We start from the raw sequence: 19943 nt of genomic DNA, 5'->3' as shown, positions 1-19943 counted from the left end.
GCTGTTTGCCCTGTTTTTGGGGCTTGTAGCCCGATTTTCTCTGTTGTAAGCCTGCCGTTGGGGTATCTGCGGCATTGCGGCACAGGGAAGATCAGGTTATAATAACCAGCCTAGTTAAAGTTCTTCGCAGGATTAATTTGCTGAGAGTGCTTTCATCTGGCTGGGAATACAAGAAGATGGGCAGATGCCCATTTTTTTTTTGGTGAACCGTTTTGAACGGTCCGTTTTTCATAGTGGAAACGGACTTTGATCTGGAGAATTTCTTGCAGCTGCCGGAATTAATTGAAAAGACCGTGTCCGGTCTGGGCTATGAGCTGGTTGATGTCGAACGGGCCGAGCGTGGACTGCTGCGCGTGTATATCGATTTCTCGGCGGAAGATGTGGCCGAAAAAGGCCCGATCACCGTGGAAGATTGTGCCACGGTGAGCCACCAGTTGTCGCACGTGCTGACGGTGGAAAACGTCAACTACGAACGTCTGGAAATCTCGTCGCCGGGCCTCGATCGTCCGGTGCGGAAAATGGCCGACTTTGTGCGCTTTGCGGGCTGTGAAGCCAGCGTCAAGCTGCGCGTCGCCTTGCCGGACACGAATAACCGGCGCACCTACCAGGGCGTTCTGCAGGAACCCCAGGGCGAGAATTTATCGTTGGAATTTGAAAGTAAAGATGGGCCGGCGTTGTTGGAGTTTACGCTCGCCGATGTGGATAAGGCACACTTGGTGCCGCAGGTGGTTTTTAAGGGACGCAAAGCATGAGTCGCGAAGTTTTGTTATTGGTAGACGCGCTGGCGCGTGAGAAAAACGTCGATAAGGATGTCGTATTCGGCGCGCTGGAATTCGCGTTGGCGCAAGCCACGAAGAAACGCTATGAAGGTGAAGTCGATATCCGCGTTTCGATCGACCGCGAGTCGGGTGAATTCGAGTCCTTCCGCCGCTGGCACGTGGTGCCGGATGAAGCTGGCCTCCAGCTGCCGGACCAGGAAATCCTGCTGTTCGAAGCGAAGGAACAGATTCCCGACATCGAAGTGGACGACCACATCGAAGAGCCGATCGAATCCGTGGAATTCGGCCGCCGCTTCGCGCAGGACACCAAGCAAGTGGTGCTGCAGCGCGTGCGCGACGCCGAGCGTGAACAGATCCTGGTCGACTTCCTGGAGCGCGGCGACTCGCTCGTGACGGGCACCATCAAGCGCATGGAGCGCGGTGACGCCATCGTCGAATCGGGCAAGATCGAAGCGCGCCTGCCGCGCGACCAGATGATCCCGAAGGAAAACCTGCGTATCGGTGACCGCGTGCGTGCCTACATCCTGCGTATCGACCGCAACATGCGCGGCCCGCAAGTGATCCTGTCGCGCACGGCGCCCGAGTTCATCATGAAGCTGTTCGAGCTGGAAGTGCCGGAAATCGAACAGGGCATGCTGGAAATTAAATCGGCCGCCCGCGACGCCGGCGTACGCGCCAAGATCGCCGTCTACACGGCCGACAAGCGCATCGACCCGATCGGTACCTGCGTGGGCATGCGCGGTTCGCGCGTGCAGGCCGTGACCGGCGAGCTGGGCGGCGAACGGGTGGACATCGTGCTGTGGTCGGAAGATCCGGCCCAGTTCGTCATCGGCGCGCTGGCCCCGGCCAACGTGTCGTCCATCATGGTGGACGAAGAGAAGCACGCCATGGACGTGGTGGTGGACGAGGAAAACCTGGCCATCGCCATCGGCCGCTCGGGCCAGAACGTGCGCCTGGCGTCGGACCTGACGGGCTGGAAGATCAATATCATGACGGCCGAGGAATCGGCCGACAAGGCAGCCCAGGAAACGGCCGCCGTGCGCGCCCTGTTCATGGAAAAGCTGGACGTCGACCAGGAAGTGGCCGACATCCTGGTGGAAGAGGGCTTTGCCAGCCTGGAAGAAATCGCTTACGTGCCGATCTCCGAAATGCTGGAAATCGAATCGTTCGATGAAGATACCGTCAATGAACTCCGGACCCGCGCCCGCGACGCGCTGGTGACCGAAGCGATCGCTTCGGAAGAAGGCCTGGAAGGCATGGACGAGGCGCTGGTTGGTCTGGAAGGCATGGACCGTATCACCGCCGGCAAGCTGGGTCTGGCTGGTATCAAGACTGTAGAAGCATTTGCTGCACTGGCCTACGACGAATTTGGCGCCATCCTGGCCCTGTCCGCCGACCGTGCACGAGAACTGATTAAGAGTGAATTTGAAGATGTGACCGACGAAGAGATGAAGTTGGTTGACTCGAAGTACGACGATCGTGCCAAGGCGTTGCAAGCCAGGGCATGGAGTCTTGCCGAATCCGCAAAGGCTTAATTTGAGTATCTTTATCATCTCCGCGACACATAGAAAAGAGGACTGAATGGCGAGTAACAACGTAGCCCAATTTGCCACCGAACTGAAGATGCCTGCAGATTTGCTGCTGACGCAGCTGCGTTCTGCCGGCGTCGAGAAAAGTTCGACGTCAGATCCATTGTCGAAAGATGATAAGGATAAGTTGTTGGATCACCTGCGCCGTACCCACGGCGCAGCGGCTGACACTGAAAAGAAGAAGATCACGCTGACGCGCAAGGAAACCACCGAGATCAAGCAGGCCGACGCCACGGGCAAGTCGCGCACGATCCAGGTCGCCGTCAAGAAAGTGCGCACCTTCGTGCAGCGCGACGATATCGCTCCGCCTCCTGCCGCCGCGCCTGCCGCGCCGGTAGTGGATCCGGCCGATGTGGCCCGCCGCGAAGAGGAAGCACGCAAGCAGGCTGAAATGATCGCCCGCCAGGAAGCGGAACTGCGTGAAAAGCAGGAAGCGCTGGCCAAGCTGGACGCGGAGAAGGAAGCGCAGGCAAAAGCGAGCGCCGCCGCCGAAGCGGAAGCGAAGAAGGAAGCGGAAGCGGAAGCGAAGAAGGCGGCCGCCAAGGCTGCCGCCGTCGCCACCGCCGCCGCTGCCGGCACCGCCGCGCCTGTCGCCGACGACAGCGCCGCCGAGCAGAAGAAGCTGGCCGCCGCCGAGGAAGCGAAGAAGAAAGCGGCTGCCGCCGCCAAGGAAGCTGCCGAGAAAGCGGAAGCGACCGAGCGCGCCCGCAAGGCCGTGGCCGACGAAGTGGCACAGATCAAGGCCATGATGAACGCGCCGCGGCGCGCCATCAAGGCGCCGGAGCCGGCACCGGTTCCGGTCAAGGCCAAGGCACCGGAAGGCACGCTGCACAAGCCTGCCGACAAGAAGCCTGGCGAGAAGAAAGACGAGAAGAAGCCCGTCACGGCGGACAAGAAGTCGATCAAGTCGGCCAATGTGTCGTCGACCTGGTCGGACGACGCCAAGAAACGCGGTGCCCCTGGCGCGCCCAAGGGCCGTGGCAACACCGGCTCGACCGGCGGCCGCGACGCATGGCGCAGCGGTGGCAAGGGCGGCGGTCGCCGCGGCGGCCACTCGGAAGATCGCGAAACGAACTTCCAGGCCCCGACGGAAGCCGTGGTCAAGGACGTGTACGTCCCTGAAACCATCACCGTGGCCGAACTGGCGCACAAGATGTCGGTCAAGGCATCCGAGGTCATCAAGCAGCTGATGAAGCTGGGCCAGATGTGCACCATCAACCAGGTGCTGGACCAGGAAACGGCCATGATTCTGGTCGAGGAAATGGGCCACAAGGCCTATGCCGCCGAGCAGGACGATCCGGAAGCGCTGCTGGCCGACCAGGGTGAGCACGCTCACTTCGAGTCCGTGCCGCGCGCGCCGGTGGTGACCGTCATGGGTCACGTCGATCACGGTAAGACCTCGCTGCTGGACTACATCCGCCGCGCCAAAGTGGCGTCCGGCGAAGCGGGCGGCATTACGCAGCACATCGGTGCCTACCACGTGGAAACCCCGCGCGGCATCATCACCTTCCTCGACACGCCAGGCCACGAAGCCTTTACGGCCATGCGTGCCCGCGGCGCCAAGGCGACCGACATCGTCATCCTGGTGGTGGCGGCGGACGACGGCGTGATGCCGCAGACCAAGGAAGCGATTGCCCACGCCAAGGCGGCCGGCGTGCCGCTGGTGGTGGCGATCAACAAGATCGACAAACCGGGCGGCAACGTGGACCGCGTCACCCAGGAACTGGTGGCCGAGCAAGTGGTGCCGGAAGAATACGGCGGCGAATCGCCGTTCGTGCCGGTGTCGGCCAAGACCGGCGAGGGCATCGACGCCCTGCTGGAACAGGTGCTGCTGCAGGCTGAAGTGCTGGAACTGAAGGCGCCGGTCGATGCGCCGGCCCGTGGCCTGGTGGTCGAAGGCCGCCTGGACAAGGGCAAGGGCCCGGTCGCCACCATCCTGGTGCAGTCCGGTACCTTGAAGCGCGGCGACGTGATCCTGGCCGGCTCTTCCTATGGCCGCGTGCGCGCCATGCTGGACGAGAACGGCAAGCCGATCACGGAAGCCGGTCCTTCCATCCCGGTCGAGATCCAGGGCCTGACGGAAGTGCCGCAAGCCGGTGAAGAAGTCATGGTCATGGCCGACGAGCGCAAGGCGCGTGAAATCGGTCTGTTCCGTCAAGGTAAGTTCCGCGACGTGAAGCTGGCCAAGCAGCAGGCCGCCAAGCTCGAGAACATGTTCGACCAGATGGCCGAAGGCGAAGTGAAGAACCTGCCGATGATCATCAAGACCGACGTGCAGGGTTCGCAGGAAGCGCTGGTCAGCTCGCTGCAGAAGCTGTCGACGTCGGAAGTGCGGGTGCAGGTGGTCCATGCGGCCGTCGGCGGCATCACGGAATCGGACGTCAACCTGGCGGTGGCCTCGAAAGCGGTCATCATCGGCTTCAACGCCCGGGCCGACGCCCAGGCCCGCAAGCTGGCCGAGTCGAACGGCGTGGACATTCGCTACTACAACATCATTTACGACGCGATCGACGAGGTCAAGTCGGCTCTGTCGGGCATGCTGGCGCCGGAGAAGCGGGAAACCGTCATCGGCCAGGTCGAGATCCGTCAGGTCATCCTGGTGTCGAAAGTGGGCGCGATTGCCGGCTGTCTGGTCACCGACGGCGTGGTCAAGCGCAACTCCTCGGTACGCCTGCTGCGCAACAACATCGTCGTGTGGTCGGGCGAGATCGACTCGCTCAAGCGCTTCAAGGACGATGCCAAGGAAGTGCGCGCCGGCCTCGAGTGCGGCCTGTCGCTGAAGAACTACAACGACATCCAGGTGGGCGATTCGCTGGAAGTGTTTGAAGTACAGGAAATCGCTCGTACGCTGTAATCCTTACAGATAAGAGTCGTTTCACCAGGTGGACGGGCGCATAATGGCTCCCGTCCACTTGTTATTTTAAGAAAAGCAATTTCGAATCATGGCTAAACATAGCAAAAACATCCCGGCGCGCGGCCTGCGCGTGGCGGACCAGATCCAGCGCGACCTGTCCGAAATCATCGCGTTCGAGTTGAAAGACCCGCGCGTGGGGATGATCACCATCACCGAAGTGCAGGTCACGCCGGATTACGCGCACGCCAAGGTGTTCTTCACCATGCTCAAAGACAGCAAGGAAGAAGTAAAGAACACGGTCGAAGGCTTGAGCAAGGCGGCCGGCTTCATGCGCGGCCAGCTGGGCAAGCGCCTGCACATCCACACCTTGCCCCAGCTGCACTTCGTGCACGACTCGTCGACGGCGCGCGGCATGGAACTGTCGGCCCTGATCGACCAGGCCAACGCCACCCGTTCGCTGGACGACGAAGCGGCAGGCCAGGACAAGGACGCGGAGTAAGCGTGGAAGGGACGATGCGTCCCCTCCCGCCGCCATCAAGATGAAGCAAAACCACCCGAAAAAAGTCCGCGACCTGGTCGACGGCGTGCTGCTGCTCGACAAGCCGGTCGGCTTTTCCAGCAATGACGCACTGATCAAGGCCAAGCGCGTACTCAACGCCAAGAAGGCCGGCCACACCGGCACCCTGGACCCGTTCGCCACCGGCTTGCTGCCGCTGTGCTTCGGCGAAGCGACCAAGTTCTCGCAGGACTTGCTGGAAGCGGACAAGACCTACGAAACCGTGGTCCACCTGGGCCAGACGACGGACACCGGCGACACCGAAGGTGAAGTGATAGCCACGCGCGACGTCAACGTCACGCTGGAACAGATCGAAGCCGTGCTGGAGCGCTTCCGCGGCCCGATCGCCCAGGTGCCGCCCATGTACTCGGCCCTCAAGCGCGACGGCAAGCCCTTGTACGAATACGCGCGGGCCGGCATCACGCTCGAGCGCGAAGCGCGCAACGTCGTCATCCATAAGCTCGAGCTGCTCGGTTACGAGGCGCCGTTCCTCAAGCTGGCCGTGACCTGCAGCAAGGGCACCTACATCCGCGTGCTGGGCCAGGACATCGGCGAAGCGCTCGGTTGCGGCGCCCACCTGAACGCCCTGCGCCGCACCCAGGTGGGGGCGCTGACGGCCGACGGCATGATCACGCTGGAGGCGTTGCTGGCCCACCCCGAACCGCTCAGCCTGCTGGCCCCGGTCGATGCGCTGCTGTCGAGTTTCCCGGCCGTGCAGCTGAACGCCGAGCTGGCCAAGCGCTTCCTGCAAGGCCAGCGCCTGGCCCTGGGCAAGGAACCCGTGACCGTGCCGGCCGGGCAGGGCAGGGTGCGGGTCTACCTCGATGACAAGCTGCTGGGCACGGCCCAGCTGGGCGAATACAGCATCCTGGCCCCGGAGCGGCTGATCGCCACCGCCCACACCTGAAGCCCCTGGCGCCGCGCGGTTTGGCAACTCGTTGAAAATATTAGGAATTTCAAGGAGAGTTGCAACGCACCATGCTATACTACGCGGTTCCAGAAATTGGCAAGTACCCGAACACCTCGTACACCCCCGTACGCACCCCGCAGTTTTTCAGCAAATATAACGACCATGTCTACTACAAAACGCGCAATTCGCAACATCGCCATCATCGCCCACGTTGACCACGGTAAAACCACCCTGGTCGACAAACTGCTGCGCCAGTCCGGTACCTTCCGCGAAAACCAGCAAGTTGAAACCCGCGTGATGGACTCGAACGACCTCGAAAAAGAACGCGGCATCACGATTCTGTCGAAGAACTGCGCCGTCGAGTACGAAGGCACCCACATCAACATCGTCGACACCCCCGGCCACGCCGACTTCGGCGGCGAAGTGGAGCGCGTGCTGTCGATGGTCGACTCCGTGCTGCTGCTGGTCGATGCGCAGGAAGGCCCGATGCCACAGACCCGCTTCGTGACCCGCAAGGCACTGGCGCTGGGCCTGAAGCCTATCGTCGTCGTCAACAAGATCGACCGTCCGGGCGCCCGTCCTGACTGGGCCATCAACGCCACCTTCGAACTGTTCGACAAGCTGGGCGCGACCGATGAGCAGCTGGACTTCCCCGTGGTGTACGCCTCGGCCCTGAACGGCTACGCTTCGCTGGACGACTCCGTGCGCGAAGGCGACATGAAGCCCCTGTTCGACGCCATCCTCAAGCACGTGCCCGTGCGCGACGACAATCCGGACGGCCCGCTGCAGATGCAAATCACCTCGCTGGACTACTCGTCCTACGTGGGCAAGATCGGTATCGGCCGTATCAACCGCGGCCGCGTCAAGACCGGCCAGGACGTGATCGTGCTGAACGGTCCTGATTCGACCCCGATCAAGGGCCGCATCAACCAGGTGCTGAACTTCAAGGGCCTGGAGCGCGTGCTGGTTGACGAAGCCGTCGCCGGCGACATTATCCTGATCAACGGTATCGAAGACATCGGCATCGGTTCCACCGTGTGCGCACCGGACACCCCGGAAGCGCTGCCGATGCTGACCGTCGACGAGCCTACCCTGACCATGAACTTCATGGTCAACAACTCGCCGCTGGCCGGCCGCGAAGGCAAGTTCGTCACCAGCCGCCAGCTGCGTGACCGCCTGGAAAAAGAACTGAAGGCCAACGTGGCCCTGCGCGTGGCGCCGACCGACGACGACACCATCTTTGAAGTGTCGGGCCGCGGCGAACTGCACCTGACCATCCTGATCGAAAACATGCGCCGCGAAGGCTTCGAGCTGGCCGTATCGCGTCCGCGCGTGGTGTTCAAGATGGTCGACGGCGTGCGCCAGGAGCCGTTCGAGCTGCTGACCGTGGACGTGGAAGAAGCGAACCAGGGCGGCGTGATGGAAGAACTGGGCCGCCGTCGTGGCGACCTGCAGAACATGGAATCGGATGCCAAGGGCCGCGTGCGCCTGGAATACCGCATCCCGGCCCGTGGCCTGATCGGCTTCCAGTCCGAGTTCATGACCCTGACCCGCGGTACCGGCCTGATGTCGCACATCTTCGACGAGTACGCACCGGTGGACAACACCAAGGGCGAGCTGGGCGGCCGTCGCAACGGCGTGCTGATCTCGCAGGACGACGGCGCCGCCGTGGCCTACGCGATCTGGAAACTGCAGGATCGCGGCCGCATGTTCGTGGTCCACAACGACCCCGTGTACGAAGGCATGATCATCGGTATCCACTCGCGTGACAACGACCTGGTGGTCAACCCGATCAAGGGCAAGCAGCTGACCAACGTGCGTTCGTCCGGTACCGACGAAGCGGTGCGCCTGGTGCCGCCGATCCAGATGTCGCTCGAATACGCAGTGGAATTCATCGACGACGACGAGCTGGTCGAGATCACCCCGAAATCGATCCGTCTGCGCAAGCGCTTCCTGAAAGAGCACGAGCGCAAGAAGGCGTCGCGCGAGGCGTAATCGCCGTAGCATGACTTCGCGCGCCGGCCGGCGCGCGGATCCGGCCCGCTGTGCCTGCATGACTTTAACCGGTGATGCAGGGCAGCGGGTTTGACGTTTACGGGGCCGGGTTTGTCACCGCGCAGGTGGCAGGCATATAGGGCGATGCGGTTGGCCCCGCGCCGTGTAGAATGAACGGCGTAACGTCTGGAGAACAGTGATGCGTAAGCCATTCATCGAGTTCAGCACGGCTGACCTGCAGGACATTAATCGCCGCACCATAGAAAAGTTGCGCGTGCAGCAAGTGACCTCGCAAAGTGCGTCGTCCGGAGCCACCTTGCCCCCTACCGCGGCACCGGATGGCACATGGCTGGAGGCGGTTCAGCGCGCATGGGCGCATGCCTTCCGTAAATCTGTTGCGACGGCGCCCACCAGTGCGCCCGCTGACTGGGATGAGACGTTCGCGCCTATCAGGCGACTGACCCGGGAGGAGCTGCGGGACGCGTTTATTGCTGCCAGTAAGAAAAGCCAATAGGCGCGTCCGCCACCGGCTCATTTCCTGCCAGGAGGCTTTCCTGTGCCTGAACATCATCACGCGGCGGCCGACGGGGCCGCACCACCTCCTCAACCTGGGGCGGGCAACGGGGCGGTAGCGCCCGACGCCGCACTTGACCCGAAACGCGACCCCTACGCTGCGTTAGTGCGGGCCCCGGACGATTTGATTGCTGCGTTGGCCTACGTCGCCTACAAGCACCATGAAACGGAATTTATCCGCGCGATCGAATCCGCAGGCGGCACTGTTTCCATTGAACAGTTGGAAACGTTCAGAATAGGCTGCTGCGTGGAGTCGCAGTTGGGACGCTATACGACGCGCGCCGAGACGCTGGTCCGTGCTTTTCTGGACGAGACCTTGGCGAAGACGGAGGTTGAGCTGAAGGAAACGTTCAAGAGCAAGGAGACGGGCTTGCAGTTGCAAGCCATACTCGACAAGTTCAAGGAACGGCGCAGCTGGAGCGGCTGGGTGGCTGATGTGGTGGGGAATTTGTCTGTGCAGGCACTGACTATCTTGCTGGTCGCGGGGCTGTACTTTGGTTTCCAGGCGCTTGACGCGATTTCCGGCGCGGCCGGGCGATTCGTTGGCGTCCTGCATGGCGAGGCGGCGCACGGTCAGCCGCAGGCGGCGGGCGCACCTGGCGGCGCGGCAGTGCGGCAGGGCAGCAAGCAGGAGTCGCGCAGCAGCAGGTAGCCGGACTTGCTGTCCGGCGCCGTCACGGTTGCGTGCGCTGTGTTCCCCGGGAGTATAGGTTGCTCCAGCCGGCCGGCGTCAATTTTGATATGATACGGACTTTCTGGTATGCCATCGTCAGCAAGTCCGACCCGGTTGCGGCAGCGGGGCGGTGCTCGCCACTGAGCTTCTTCCTTACTCACTGCAGCCATTCCCAGCGCATTGGTAGCGTCACCTAAGCGGTCAGGTGCGAGACCCCAATTTACAGCGACATATTCATGCATCAACACCTATTGTCCCCAGCGGGCGCAGCCGAACCATCCAACGTTGTCGCCAGTCGCCGGATCAGCGTCGCCCCCATGATGGACTGGACCGAGTGATATGCGCTGTCATAGGAGAGATTGCGGTAAATTTCGCGGATAGTAGCAATTTCGTAGCACTGAATTCGTTCAGCGCTAAGCCTCCAGAGAGAGGAGCTACAAAAAGTGAGCACGAAAAATCGCTGCAAAAAATATGCGGTTACACAAAAAACAGTGCTCGAGAAATTTGCGTCGCTTCAAAAAATGCTAGTATACGTGCATATTTACGGATGTAAGTTCGTGACGCTTTTTTAGCGCTCGAGATTTCCGTTGAAATTTTTGAAGCGGGGCAGCACATGAAAAAATCACCAAAACACGTTGTGAAAGCAGCATCTGCAGATCGTGCAGCAGCTGGCGGCGCACGCCCTCGGCCGGCCGTTGTGGTTGATGAAAAGCATGATGAAGTTGGCCTGGCGCTCTTCGCCGGCATTCACGCAAGCAAGCGTTTCACGAAGCAGGGTGCTCATCGTGCATTCGGCGGCCTGAACCAAAAGAAATAAATAGAGATGCGGCGAGTTAGCCGCAACGAGACCGCCGCCGTTAGAAACGCGGCGGTTTTTTTTTAGCCTTCGACAAGAACAATATGCAAGTCAAAATGACGCAGGCTCTCCGAGACGACCTTGCAGCGGACGGTCTAGACGCCGATGAATTCATCAAGCGTTTCGCGAAGTGGCGCGCTGGCGATGAGTACGGCAGCTACTACTTCGGTAAAGATGGGGGCTACCATAGCCCGAAGGTCGATGGCACCGCTCCCTTGAGGCATGTGCACCTGGTCCCTCTGACGGATGCGGACGCGCTTGTGGCCTGGGATAAAGCATGGAGCAGACAGGGCCGAAAGAAAAGCAATCGGGCGCTGGTTTACGCATCGGATGGTACGAAGCGGCACTTGCTGATTTACATCCTTGACGAGCCAACGGCACATGAGATTGCATCCATGAACACCGCAGAGGATCGCGAGACGATGCAAGGTTTTGCCTTGGTTGCGGCGAAATTCATCGATACGGGAGAAGTGATCGCATAAAAAAAGCCACGGGATGATGTGGTTTTTGTCGCTGTGGATTCCATGGCCCTATTACTACTTTGTAATGAGACCATGTAACTATAGTTAAGTGTGACTTCTGCAATCGTCTAAGTACTTCCCGACGTCGCGCACGTCGGCGATGATGTGCTTGCCAGACTTGCGGGTTGGGATCGGGAAGGTGCCGGCGCTCATTTTGTTGCGTGCCGTGCCGACCGCGATGTCGATCTCGGCGCACATCTCATCCAGGCGGAGGAACATGCGGTCGTATTTCAAGGCGAGGAACATGGAAGCTTTCATTTTGCTTTGACCTCCAGCGATGAGGCTATGCCAGCAACTGCGGCCTTCAGCGACCTGATGGTGGAGCAAACCGATTTTTGAAATCCTAGTGACGTCGTCACCGATGGCTTGAACACGGCGTGCACCGCCTTGAGGCTTCCATCGCGATTGAAGCTATGACGCAGTTCGCTGCACGTTTGCAGCAGCACGCCCAGCATGTCCACTGCTTCAAATACTTCAACCTGATTCTGCCGATGTGGGAACAGCGTCGTGCCGATTGGGAGTGCCTGCAGTTTGGTCGCGTCGATGCGCAGCTCGCGTTCGGCAAAGGCTTCAGGGTCACCGAATTTGTTGACGACCTCGGCCACAGGCTCGGTCGTCAGAGCGCGCGCCTGGTGCGTGGCGTGCAGGCACCAGCCGATCCAGAGGTCGCGCGCCAGCGGATCGGTGTACTCCCCATCCAGTGGCCGGGCCAACGACAACGGCGGCTCAAACAGGTCCGATACATTGGCCTCGAAAGCGGGGCGATTTGCGTCAAATTTATACTGTTGCTTATTCATGGTCGCTCTCGATAGCGTGGTTCTTGGCGTCAATTTTCAGTAGGTGCATCGCCTGGCTGATGGCATCGTCCAGCGCGTTGTGATGGGTACCGATGCGTTCAAATTCGATTTGCTTGCTTTCGTTTCGCAGAGTGCGGAAGCAGCGCACGTTCCAGAATTTCCACGGCACAAGATGGCCAGCCCGCTTGTACGTCTCGCCTAAAACGACTGGATCGAAGTCGGCGCCATTGCCCCAAACGCGCACATCTTCCGTCGATCCGGCTACCCACACTATCCATTCGCTGAAATGCTGCAGCACCACACAGATGTGCTCTTTGCCACGAAAGGTTTCGCGGGCGCTCTCGCTCTGCTGCATCCACCACAGGAAGGTGGTTGCATCAATCTTTCCTCCAATGCCAACGGCGCTGACGATGTCGACCATCTGGTAAAAGGTTGGGCCGAGTCGGCCGCTAGCGCGGTCAAAGGCGACCGCGCCGATGGAAGCAATTGCTGCATCAGGGCCAGTGCCGGTCGTCTCCAGATCGATCATCACGTCGAGAAACGAGGTTGCCAACTGGCCGACGTGCTGCTGGTTGATTGTGGGCATTGCCACGACAGGCGCGTTCATGCTTGCACCTGCGCGCGATTGTTCTCATTGCTGTGTGCAGGTGGCGCCGAACGTTGATTAAAACCTCCCATGTCCAACACGTGGAGCAGGTAGGTACGGTAGGCGTCGCCGGCGCCCGATGCGAGTTCAGCGGCGGCTGCCTGGTACACCTCGCGTGGTAGTGCCGGGGGTGCATCGATTACGACGAAGCGGCGATCAGCGCAATCGGTGCGCATGGCATCGATGTGGCCGGACATGAAGATAAAGTTCATGCGGTTGTGAACCAGCTTGGGTTCGGCGGCTTTGCGGTGAATCCTGAGCTTGTCCGCAGTCATCATTTGTTTGATACGCATCATCGCTCCGCGGTCGCCGCTAAATTCATCGGCGAGGATCAAGCGCTTTCCGATAGCCCAATCGTTGAAATGCTCGTGCAACTCGTTTCTGACCACGCGTGCTTCATCCGCATACAGCGGAGCAATAAGGCGCTCGAAGAAAAGACCCTTGCCGGCGCCTTGGCCGCCGCAAACCCACAGCGCGCGTTCCATGCGCGCATGGGGATTGCGAAGTGGCAGAGCGATCCAGCGCTGCACGTACAGCGCCAGTTCGCGGTCACCATCGCACAAGTGCAATAGGATGTTGTTCAGGTTCGGAGTGCTTACAGGACCAGGCGCTGCCAGTGGTGCTTTGAAGATGCGGGCGAAAGCGTTTTTGATTGCCTCGACCAGCGTCGTGTAGGCGGTCGGCAGGGAGTGCATAAAGGTTTGGGCGTACATAATTTTTTTCCTATTAATTGAACGAAAATTAGTTGCGTTTGTCGCTTGGCTGCCGTTCGGTCGGGAACGGCCATACAGCGGCTGGTATGAGTTCGACGGTGCGGTGCTTCTTGACCTTGATGATTGGGCCTGTGTCGGCGGCTGGCGCCTGCTCGACGTCGGCAGATTTGACCTTGAGCTGCAGCTTTTGCCGTGCGACTGGCGCTGCGGCAGGTGCTTCTGGTACTCCAGTTACCTGGGCTGCGTCAGCGGTTGCGTCGGGCGCGGTGTCTGCCGGCGCCTCAGCAACTTGTCGGTGATCTTGGGTAGGGTCGATGCATTCCAGTTTTGCCATCGCATTCAGCGCGTCTGCTCCATGGCTGTCATCAGCACGATCAACCTCCCAGCTTTCGACGCTGAGGTATTCGCCCATCATCAGGTCGAGCATCAGCAGCTCAATCTGGGCGAATTCCGCTTGGTCGATATAGGCGCAAATTCCGTCATCGCTGCGGTCTTCAAACGGGTACAGGTCATCGAGTAGATCGTCAGGCAGCGGCTTTTCCCGGACAAGCAGCTTCGCCACTTCGCGGACCATCTCCAGGCTGAATCCGGACTGCGTCGAGCTGCGCACTTTCCGGTAGAGCGCGACCCGCTTGCTGGTGATTTCCTCGGCGCGCTCCTGTTTGCTGACCTGCGCAGCATGGTGCGCATCTTCCTTCGCCTTCTTGTTCGGTGACGCCTCTTTAGCCAGGTCTTTCTGTTCGCTCTGCAGGCGTGCGTCGCGCACTTCTACAGTCTCGCAAACGCCTGCTTGCTCCAGGGCGGTCTGTACGGCCGCGCGCGCGTACAGAGCTTGCATGACGCCTGTTCCGCTGCGGGTGTAAGCAACCGCTGGTGGCAGCTGTTGACGCTTCAGGCGGCTGGCCACGGTGCCCGATAAGCCGGTATGCGGTGCTACTCGCTCGAACGTGTACAGGGGCGTCTCGTCGGCCACGTAGGTGCTGCCGGCGAGGAATATTTGGCTCCAGGTGTTGAAGGCTTCCTGTCCTTCGTGCACGGGGAGGTTTTGTTTCAGGACGGCTGCGTGCAACTTGTCGTGGTGTGCCGCAGTCTTCTCTTTGAAGCATTCGGGATCGGTACAGAAGTTCGGATCAATGCCTTCAAACACCTCGGGCTGATTCCCGGCGCGCTTGGGGCATTTATTGCAGTTGCCAGCTTCCTTAACGAGCTTTGCATCATCGATCATAAAGATCGCCTTACGCAGGTCCAGCATGTAGTTCTGCTGCAGCCATTCCTTAGCTTTGCGGTAGGACATTGGCTCATCGTCTACGCGGCCGTTTGGACGGAGGATCTCATTCAGCGCCTTCGTCTGCAGCTTGGCCAACGGGATGCGGGCGATCAGCAGCGCGGTAGACGCCTGCAGCCGGTCCTCGTTGTCCAGGAACTGTTCACGCACATCGAGATTCAGCGCGCACAGCTTCAGGCGGCCATAGACATAGCTGCGGCTCTTATTGAGTTTCTCGACCAGCTGGTCGGCTGTGTAACCGTGCGTCATCATCAGCCGCTCGTAGCCCTCTGCCTCTTCAAGAGGGTGTGGGTTGTCGCGCTGCAGGTTCTCCAAGATCTGCAGCTCGAGCGCCTCTTGATCGCTCAGCTCGCGGCACATCGCGGGAATGCTGGTCAGGCCCGCGATGATCGAGGCGCGGAAGCGGCGCTCGCCGGCGACGATTTCGAACAGCTGTGGTTCGGCCTCGGTTGGCGTTACCGGGCGGATCAGGATCGGCTGTGCGACGCCCTTGGCTTTGATGCTGGCCGCCAGTTCCTTCAGCTTGGGTTCGTTGAAGCGCTTGCGGTTCGTGCGCGAGATGCGGATGTGCGCCAGGTTGTAGTGCCCGAACTTGCCGCCATCCACGACCAGTTCGTCGGCGATCAGCGGTGCATCGGCGGCAGCTGGTGGCAGTGCCGGTGCAGGGAGGATTGTTAGCTCGGTGGTCATGTGTACTCCTATTTCGAAGATGGTGGTTGTGGGGCGCTTTCGGTTAATGCAAACAGGCGGTTGGCCAGCGGCTTGTTGTCATGTGTGAGTTCGCCGGCCAGCAGCGCTATGAATTTCATCGAGCGCAGTTCGGGGTTGTTGGGATGGTCGGCCTGCGCGAGAACGGCGCATTGGCGCAGCGCCTCTTTCAGTTGATTTGCGGTCATGGGCTCAGTCCCGGTCGTTCGCCGCGAGGCGCTTGAGGTCCGTGGCCTGGCCACGTCCGCGGTGTTTGCGCGCATAGCTATGCAGCGCCACGTTGAGTGCGGGAACCTTGAGGGCCACATCGAGTGTTCCGGCGATGCCCAGGGCGCGATGTGCGGCCGCCAGTGCCGCCTGGTCGGGCGTGGCCGGCATGACGGTAATTCCGCACGGCGTGTCGCCTTGCTTGTCTGCTGCGGCCTGGTATGCGCTCGATGCGCTCATGGCCTGAGTGTTGAAGGTGTGCATGCCGGCGGCTGTGCGCACCTTGACGTTGAACTGGTGTACCAGGTGGCTATGCATTGCGAGCGCAACACGGAGGTCGTCGGCCGTATCGCCGAGCGCGCCGGCATTGCCGCTCATCGTCAACAGGATCATGGCGTTCTGCGCACTGGTGCTCAGCCTTTCAAGGCTGGCCAGCAAGGCGTTGGAACAGTCAGCAATGCTGCCATCGGCCAGCGTTTGTGTGAGGGAGGTAGTGGTGGCGTTCATTTGCACGCCTCCGCCGAGGTGGCCAGTTCGGCGTGTGCAGACGTGTGCACACGTTGAACTGGAGGGCTAAGGTTGCGTGCCCGAATGTAGTCGTGCCCCTTCATCCCTGCGTAGGGGTCGGGTTTAATCTCAAGAATGCGAACGGTGTTGGCGTGAGGTTCGCTTTGTCTTGTAGCTAAGGCTGCTGTCTGGACCATCTCTGCTCCTCTCAAGTAGTGACACGAGCGGAGTATAGATAATCTATTCTTTCAAGTAAAGAAATTCTATACTTTTAGGGTGAAATATTTGAATTCTCTCCAAAAGTAACAACGCACACTAATTGACTGACCTCTGCAGCCAGGCTGGCGGCAAGCCATTTTGCGTCGGCTTTGATGGCGTGGCTCCAGTTGTCGAAGTCGCCAGAAGTCAGGAGGTGGTTCAGGGCGCTAAGTTGAGCTGCGCGCATTTCCAAATAATCTCTGGCGCTGGCTGCGGAAATCAACAGCTGAACTCCTGGGTGCACGGTAATGGGCTCTACGGTAGTTGAAGTGTTACTATTGTCAATTTGCATCTAAAGTTTCCAAGAGTAATTATTAGAGTCGGCAATTATAAGGACAATGACTTCACCGTGTAGCTATCGGCTCCTACGGGCTTTATCTACACTGCGCTTCTATGAGTAGAGACATTGCCCCTTTCGGCCTTCGAATGCCGTCCGAGTTGAAGCAGAAGATCGAGGAAAGCGCGCGGCGCCATGCTCGATCAATCAATTCTGAAATTATCGGCAGGCTGGCTGAGAGTATCGACGCGACTATGCGCCCGCTGCAGAGCTACTCTGACGGCGAGTTGATACGCGAGTTGATGGATCGATATGAGCGAGGAATGGTCTCCATCCGAATCGGGGACCCGGCCACAACCTCGCCTGAGGAAAAGTAAAGTTACTTTGCCCGCAATGGGCAGGTATCTAGAAGTGTGATGATGGCGCTCTGGATGTGTGGTGGCACTTCACGTTCATTGAGAGCGTTGACAATGTGGCCGAAGAAATACTCATAACCTGGTGCGCTAGGTGCGGGGACATCCTGTGCGATTCCTTTTTTTGCGCCCAAATCACTTTCGATAACTGATGCCGGCAACGGGTATTCCGTGATTTTGCTGATCGCAACCAGTTGGGCGATGCTTGGCAAGTGCTTGCCAAGCTCCCAGTGCGAAATATTCCCTTTTGTGTTGCCTCGATCCGTTCTCAGTTCAAGGGCGAGTTCCCTCCCAAGTGCTTCACCCGACAGGCCGGCGCTCTTGCGCGCCGTCCGAACCCACTCAGCGATTTCGTTTTTAATTTGCATTTTGTAATCGTATAGGTTTTCTATACCGATTTGGGATAGAAAAGCTTGACTTAAAAGTATAGAAAAACTAGACTTTGGGCCTGACTCACTTTCCTCCAATCCAATGAACACGTCACCTTTAGATGAAGTCATATCGCTGCTTGGCTCTATGCAGAACCTAGCGGCGCATTTGGGCGTCACGAAGGGCGCGGTCGGCCAGTGGAAGTTACCTGGTCGTCGCGTGCCGGCGGAACATTGCCCAACTATCGAAAAGCTGGTAGCGGGGCAGGTGAAATGCGAAGCGCTACGTCCGGACGTTGACTGGGCCTACCTTCGTCGTACCGCGCACTAGCGGTGTCTGTGTTTCCCATAGTTGAAAGTGTAGGTTCAAATCAGTAATGGCAAAACCATAATTTTTAGGAGGCTGTATGGCAGGGAAGTGCGGGTTGATGCTGGCTCTGGAGGCCCAGCGGCGTGAACAGAAGTGCGCCGAGTTGGGCCAGATAGTGCCACGAGTGACGCCAGTCCTGATTGTGGGTGTGGGCAACGGCGTTTCGAAGCACGACTTAGCCCAGCTCCGCGAGCGTATTCGTTACAGGGAGTAGGGCTGGCGTCGTGTTGTCGCTACTGTCTAAGAAAATATTTCACGGTTTGGGAGTCTTATGGATATTCGCAGTGCAGTACTGAAAATGATCAATGCCGTCAACGGCACATGGTCGGTCACGGCCGCCTACCTGGGCATGACGGAAAATTCGTTGCGCAACCGCGCCTATGAGACGAAGGGCCAGGCGCTGTCGACCTACGACAAATTGTCGCTGCAGCAGTTGTCGGGGACAACCTTGTTCGCCGAGGCAATCGCGGCTGAAAGCGGCGGCACGTTCGTCAAGTTGCCGACCGCTGGTGAAATTGAGAACGATTCCATCCAGGCGATGTTCAACCAGAACTACGCCGAGCTGGGCGCCTTGTTTTCCACCTTCACCGCGGCCATTGCTGACGGTGAAATCGACGACATCGAGCGCGCGAAGTTGCAGGCGCAGGGCGAGCAGCTGCACCGCAAGACGGAAACACTGCTGGCGTTGATGTTCAGCGTCTACTGCCGCCGAACCAACACCGTCAAGCTGGAACTGCGCCGCGAGGTTGCTCATGGCTAAGTTCGATTTGCCGCGCCGTGGCGGTGCGGCAGCGCTAGGCTTGATGGCGCTTCACAATATCGGCGGACGCAGCACGGCGTCGGCCTGGGCGTTGGTGCTGGACTGGAAGGGCAGTGCCGCTCACTTCAAGAACAACATCATCGACCGCTTGCGGATCTGCGGCTTGATCGTCACTGCCGGCGAACTGGCGGAGATCACTGCGGAAGGCTTGCGCTACCTGGGCATCAATGCAGCGCCTGTCGCCGACGTGGAGCGGCCAGTTGCGGGGCCGCGTTATGTCGCTCCGATGCGCGCGCTGAACATGGCAAAGCATTTCCCCCCGCGCCCCCTGCGCCAGGGCGCCCATGACTTTCAGGCGATCCCTTCGGTGATGGCTGGCCAGCGCGTCGACTATCGGAGTGGCCGCGACTGATGTTTGATTTTGAGGCTATACCACAAGAGCTGCGTGAGCGGCCGCAATGGCTCGTTTGGCGTTTCGAGCCTAACCCTAACCCTACTAAGTCCAAGCCGCTGAAGGTCCCCTATTGGGTCAACGGCAAGCGGCGCCGTGGCGTCCAGGGCGATCAGGCCGACCGTGGCCACCTCGTTACGCTTGACGTTGCCCTGGCCACGCTGGCGGCGCCGGGTAGCCAATACACGGGTATCGGCTTCGCGTTCCTGCCCGGCGACGGTCTGGTCGGCGTCGATATCGACAAATGCATCGACCTGGAGACAGGCGAGTTCACCGAGCTGGCGCTTCAAACCATTGCGGGCTGCGATTCGTACACCGAGTACTCGCCCTCGGGCACGGGCGTCCACATTATTGTCGCCGGCGCCACCACGACCTTTAAGTCGAATGACATTGGCCTGGAGGTCTTCTGTTCCAGCCAGTTCTTCACGTTCACCGGCCGCCAGTACGCCGGCTCGCCGACGACGATCAATCCGATTTCGGACGCCGAGCTCGACCGCTTGCGCGTGCTTGTGCGCGCCGCTCGACCTGCTGCTACGCCTTCCCCGGCTCAGACGTCGGCCCCCCTTCCCCCCGGCGGCGAGAGCGAGCGCGCGCGGCTGGAAGCCGCTCTCTCCTTTGTGGACGCTAGCGGCCACGATGTATGGATTCGCGTCGGTATGGGCCTGTACAGCGCCCTGGGGGACGCCGGGTTCCGGCTGTGGGATTACTGGTCGTCCAAGTCCGAGAACTATGGGGGCGAGGAGGAGTGTCGGAAGCGCTGGGCGTCCTTTGGCAAGCGCGGCGTGAACATCACGGCCGCGACCATTTTCAAATTGGCCTTTGACGGTGGGTGGAAGCCGCCCCGTTCCGTTCTCCCCCCTCCCATCAAGGCTGGTTC

At 60.0% G+C, this 19943-nt stretch carries 24 protein-coding genes; 15 read left to right on the top strand and 9 right to left on the bottom strand.

Going from position 1 to position 19943, the window contains the following annotated elements:
* Nucleotides 1–263: 263 nt before the first annotated feature.
* The 10 genes from rimP to AC3WOS_RS24815 all read left to right on the top strand — a co-directional run bounded on the left by rimP (nt 264) and on the right by AC3WOS_RS24815 (nt 11267).
* Nucleotides 264–752 carry a ribosome maturation factor RimP gene (gene rimP / locus AC3WOS_RS24860; RefSeq protein WP_492719522.1) on the top strand — a complete coding sequence of 163 codons (489 nt, stop codon included), beginning with the start codon at nt 264–266 and terminating at the stop codon, nt 750–752.
* Nucleotides 749–2314 (top strand): transcription termination factor NusA, encoded by a 1566-nt coding sequence (nusA, locus tag AC3WOS_RS24855; RefSeq protein ID WP_492719520.1) that lies wholly within the window; start codon nt 749–751, stop codon nt 2312–2314. The genes rimP and nusA overlap by 4 nt, the downstream gene beginning before the upstream one ends.
* A 46-nt stretch (nt 2315–2360) precedes the next feature.
* Nucleotides 2361–5222 carry a translation initiation factor IF-2 gene (gene infB, locus AC3WOS_RS24850; protein ID WP_492719518.1) on the top strand — a complete coding sequence of 954 codons (2862 nt, stop codon included), beginning with the start codon at nt 2361–2363 and terminating at the stop codon, nt 5220–5222.
* An 88-nt stretch (nt 5223–5310) separates the two neighbouring features.
* Nucleotides 5311–5721 (top strand): 30S ribosome-binding factor RbfA, encoded by a 411-nt coding sequence (gene rbfA / locus AC3WOS_RS24845; protein ID WP_492719516.1) that lies wholly within the window; start codon nt 5311–5313, stop codon nt 5719–5721.
* Between the two features lie 40 nt (nt 5722–5761).
* Complete coding sequence (truB, locus tag AC3WOS_RS24840) at nt 5762–6685, top strand: tRNA pseudouridine(55) synthase TruB (RefSeq protein WP_492719514.1); 924 nt, start codon at nt 5762–5764, stop codon at nt 6683–6685.
* A 165-nt stretch (nt 6686–6850) separates the two neighbouring features.
* A complete protein-coding gene (typA, locus tag AC3WOS_RS24835) occupies nt 6851–8683 on the top strand; it encodes a translational GTPase TypA (RefSeq protein ID WP_492719512.1) in 1833 nt (610 codons plus the stop codon).
* Nucleotides 8684–8882: 199 nt separating this feature from the next.
* A complete protein-coding gene (locus AC3WOS_RS24830) occupies nt 8883–9197 on the top strand; it encodes a hypothetical protein (protein WP_492719511.1) in 315 nt (104 codons plus the stop codon).
* 42 nt (nt 9198–9239) lie between these two features.
* Nucleotides 9240–9908, top strand: a complete 669-nt coding sequence (locus AC3WOS_RS24825; protein WP_492719509.1) for a hypothetical protein — start codon at nt 9240–9242, stop codon at nt 9906–9908.
* Nucleotides 9909–10542: 634 nt separating this feature from the next.
* Nucleotides 10543–10746, top strand: coding sequence for a hypothetical protein (locus tag AC3WOS_RS24820; protein WP_492719507.1), 204 nt, complete (start codon nt 10543–10545; stop codon nt 10744–10746).
* An 83-nt stretch (nt 10747–10829) separates the two neighbouring features.
* Nucleotides 10830–11267 carry a type II toxin-antitoxin system YafO family toxin gene (locus tag AC3WOS_RS24815; RefSeq protein ID WP_492719506.1) on the top strand — a complete coding sequence of 146 codons (438 nt, stop codon included), beginning with the start codon at nt 10830–10832 and terminating at the stop codon, nt 11265–11267.
* A gap of 84 nt (nt 11268–11351) precedes the next feature.
* On the opposite strand, the gene AC3WOS_RS24810 is transcribed toward AC3WOS_RS24815, so the two are convergent.
* The 8 genes from AC3WOS_RS24810 to AC3WOS_RS24775 all read right to left on the bottom strand — a co-directional run bounded on the left by AC3WOS_RS24810 (nt 11352) and on the right by AC3WOS_RS24775 (nt 16719).
* Nucleotides 11352–11552, bottom strand: a complete 201-nt coding sequence (locus tag AC3WOS_RS24810; protein ID WP_492719504.1) for a hypothetical protein — start codon at nt 11550–11552, stop codon at nt 11352–11354.
* Between the two features lie 8 nt (nt 11553–11560).
* Nucleotides 11561–12103 (bottom strand): hypothetical protein, encoded by a 543-nt coding sequence (locus tag AC3WOS_RS24805; RefSeq protein WP_492719503.1) that lies wholly within the window; start codon nt 12101–12103, stop codon nt 11561–11563.
* Nucleotides 12096–12710, bottom strand: a complete 615-nt coding sequence (locus AC3WOS_RS24800; RefSeq protein WP_492719501.1) for a 3'-5' exonuclease — start codon at nt 12708–12710, stop codon at nt 12096–12098. Before AC3WOS_RS24800 ends, AC3WOS_RS24805 begins: the two co-directional genes overlap by 8 nt.
* Nucleotides 12707–13462 carry a primase-helicase family protein gene (locus AC3WOS_RS24795; RefSeq protein ID WP_492719499.1) on the bottom strand — a complete coding sequence of 252 codons (756 nt, stop codon included), beginning with the start codon at nt 13460–13462 and terminating at the stop codon, nt 12707–12709. The genes AC3WOS_RS24800 and AC3WOS_RS24795 overlap by 4 nt, the downstream gene beginning before the upstream one ends.
* 28 nt (nt 13463–13490) lie before the next feature.
* Nucleotides 13491–15437 (bottom strand): ParB/RepB/Spo0J family partition protein, encoded by a 1947-nt coding sequence (locus tag AC3WOS_RS24790; RefSeq protein ID WP_492719498.1) that lies wholly within the window; start codon nt 15435–15437, stop codon nt 13491–13493.
* 8 nt (nt 15438–15445) lie between these two features.
* Nucleotides 15446–15643 carry a hypothetical protein gene (locus AC3WOS_RS24785; RefSeq protein WP_492719496.1) on the bottom strand — a complete coding sequence of 66 codons (198 nt, stop codon included), beginning with the start codon at nt 15641–15643 and terminating at the stop codon, nt 15446–15448.
* 4 nt (nt 15644–15647) lie between these two features.
* Nucleotides 15648–16169 carry a hypothetical protein gene (locus tag AC3WOS_RS24780; protein WP_492719495.1) on the bottom strand — a complete coding sequence of 174 codons (522 nt, stop codon included), beginning with the start codon at nt 16167–16169 and terminating at the stop codon, nt 15648–15650.
* Nucleotides 16170–16440: 271 nt separating this feature from the next.
* Nucleotides 16441–16719 (bottom strand): hypothetical protein, encoded by a 279-nt coding sequence (locus AC3WOS_RS24775; RefSeq protein ID WP_492719494.1) that lies wholly within the window; start codon nt 16717–16719, stop codon nt 16441–16443.
* A gap of 101 nt (nt 16720–16820) precedes the next feature.
* Between AC3WOS_RS24775 and AC3WOS_RS24770 the strand changes: the two genes are divergently transcribed.
* The gene (locus tag AC3WOS_RS24770; protein ID WP_492719493.1) at nt 16821–17081 is read left to right on the top strand and encodes an Arc family DNA-binding protein; all 261 of its coding nucleotides are present in this window, start codon (nt 16821–16823) and stop codon (nt 17079–17081) included.
* Nucleotides 17082–17083: 2 nt separating this feature from the next.
* On the opposite strand, the gene AC3WOS_RS24765 is transcribed toward AC3WOS_RS24770, so the two are convergent.
* Complete coding sequence (locus tag AC3WOS_RS24765) at nt 17084–17617, bottom strand: helix-turn-helix domain-containing protein (protein ID WP_492719543.1); 534 nt, start codon at nt 17615–17617, stop codon at nt 17084–17086.
* On the opposite strand from AC3WOS_RS24765, the gene AC3WOS_RS24760 reads away from it, so the two are divergent.
* From AC3WOS_RS24760 to AC3WOS_RS24745, 4 genes are all read left to right on the top strand, one after another.
* Entirely contained in the window at nt 17589–17816 is a 228-nt protein-coding gene (locus tag AC3WOS_RS24760) for a transcriptional regulator (RefSeq protein WP_492719491.1), read from the top strand. The two genes, AC3WOS_RS24765 and AC3WOS_RS24760, sit on opposite strands and share 29 nt — an antisense overlap.
* A 310-nt stretch (nt 17817–18126) precedes the next feature.
* Nucleotides 18127–18615, top strand: a complete 489-nt coding sequence (locus AC3WOS_RS24755; RefSeq protein WP_492719490.1) for a YmfL family putative regulatory protein — start codon at nt 18127–18129, stop codon at nt 18613–18615.
* Nucleotides 18608–19027, top strand: coding sequence for a hypothetical protein (locus AC3WOS_RS24750; protein ID WP_492719488.1), 420 nt, complete (start codon nt 18608–18610; stop codon nt 19025–19027). The genes AC3WOS_RS24755 and AC3WOS_RS24750 overlap by 8 nt, the downstream gene beginning before the upstream one ends.
* On the top strand, nt 19027–19943 hold a 917-nt coding region (locus AC3WOS_RS24745), incomplete at its 3' end, for a PriCT-2 domain-containing protein (RefSeq protein WP_492719487.1). The genes AC3WOS_RS24750 and AC3WOS_RS24745, both read left to right, overlap by 1 nt.

This window comes from Rugamonas sp. FW305-51, assembly GCF_058786935.1.
Note: the sequence above shows the minus strand (reverse complement) of the source record. Positions and strands in the feature narration are given on the sequence as shown.

What these genes read in the sequence shown, in the direction of transcription:
- truB (WP_492719514.1), top strand. Translation starts at nt 5,762, where the DNA reads ATGAAGCAAAACCACCCGAAAAAAGTCCGCGACCTGGTCGACGGCGTG.
- AC3WOS_RS24815 (WP_492719506.1), top strand. Translation starts at nt 10,830, where the DNA reads ATGCAAGTCAAAATGACGCAGGCTCTCCGAGACGACCTTGCAGCGGAC.
- AC3WOS_RS24810 (WP_492719504.1), bottom strand. Translation starts at nt 11,552, where the DNA reads ATGTTCCTCGCCTTGAAATACGACCGCATGTTCCTCCGCCTGGATGAG.
- AC3WOS_RS24765 (WP_492719543.1), bottom strand. Translation starts at nt 17,617, where the DNA reads ATGACTTCATCTAAAGGTGACGTGTTCATTGGATTGGAGGAAAGTGAG.
- AC3WOS_RS24775 (WP_492719494.1), bottom strand. Translation starts at nt 16,719, where the DNA reads ATGCAAATTGACAATAGTAACACTTCAACTACCGTAGAGCCCATTACC.
- AC3WOS_RS24820 (WP_492719507.1), top strand. Translation starts at nt 10,543, where the DNA reads ATGAAAAAATCACCAAAACACGTTGTGAAAGCAGCATCTGCAGATCGT.
- infB (WP_492719518.1), top strand. Translation starts at nt 2,361, where the DNA reads ATGGCGAGTAACAACGTAGCCCAATTTGCCACCGAACTGAAGATGCCT.
- AC3WOS_RS24785 (WP_492719496.1), bottom strand. Translation starts at nt 15,643, where the DNA reads ATGACCGCAAATCAACTGAAAGAGGCGCTGCGCCAATGCGCCGTTCTC.
- rbfA (WP_492719516.1), top strand. Translation starts at nt 5,311, where the DNA reads ATGGCTAAACATAGCAAAAACATCCCGGCGCGCGGCCTGCGCGTGGCG.
- AC3WOS_RS24805 (WP_492719503.1), bottom strand. Translation starts at nt 12,103, where the DNA reads ATGAATAAGCAACAGTATAAATTTGACGCAAATCGCCCCGCTTTCGAG.
- AC3WOS_RS24750 (WP_492719488.1), top strand. Translation starts at nt 18,608, where the DNA reads ATGGCTAAGTTCGATTTGCCGCGCCGTGGCGGTGCGGCAGCGCTAGGC.
- AC3WOS_RS24795 (WP_492719499.1), bottom strand. Translation starts at nt 13,462, where the DNA reads ATGTACGCCCAAACCTTTATGCACTCCCTGCCGACCGCCTACACGACG.
- AC3WOS_RS24760 (WP_492719491.1), top strand. Translation starts at nt 17,589, where the DNA reads ATGAACACGTCACCTTTAGATGAAGTCATATCGCTGCTTGGCTCTATG.
- AC3WOS_RS24770 (WP_492719493.1), top strand. Translation starts at nt 16,821, where the DNA reads ATGAGTAGAGACATTGCCCCTTTCGGCCTTCGAATGCCGTCCGAGTTG.
- AC3WOS_RS24780 (WP_492719495.1), bottom strand. Translation starts at nt 16,169, where the DNA reads ATGAACGCCACCACTACCTCCCTCACACAAACGCTGGCCGATGGCAGC.
- AC3WOS_RS24800 (WP_492719501.1), bottom strand. Translation starts at nt 12,710, where the DNA reads ATGAACGCGCCTGTCGTGGCAATGCCCACAATCAACCAGCAGCACGTC.
- AC3WOS_RS24790 (WP_492719498.1), bottom strand. Translation starts at nt 15,437, where the DNA reads ATGACCACCGAGCTAACAATCCTCCCTGCACCGGCACTGCCACCAGCT.
- AC3WOS_RS24830 (WP_492719511.1), top strand. Translation starts at nt 8,883, where the DNA reads ATGCGTAAGCCATTCATCGAGTTCAGCACGGCTGACCTGCAGGACATT.
- nusA (WP_492719520.1), top strand. Translation starts at nt 749, where the DNA reads ATGAGTCGCGAAGTTTTGTTATTGGTAGACGCGCTGGCGCGTGAGAAA.
- AC3WOS_RS24755 (WP_492719490.1), top strand. Translation starts at nt 18,127, where the DNA reads ATGGATATTCGCAGTGCAGTACTGAAAATGATCAATGCCGTCAACGGC.
- typA (WP_492719512.1), top strand. Translation starts at nt 6,851, where the DNA reads ATGTCTACTACAAAACGCGCAATTCGCAACATCGCCATCATCGCCCAC.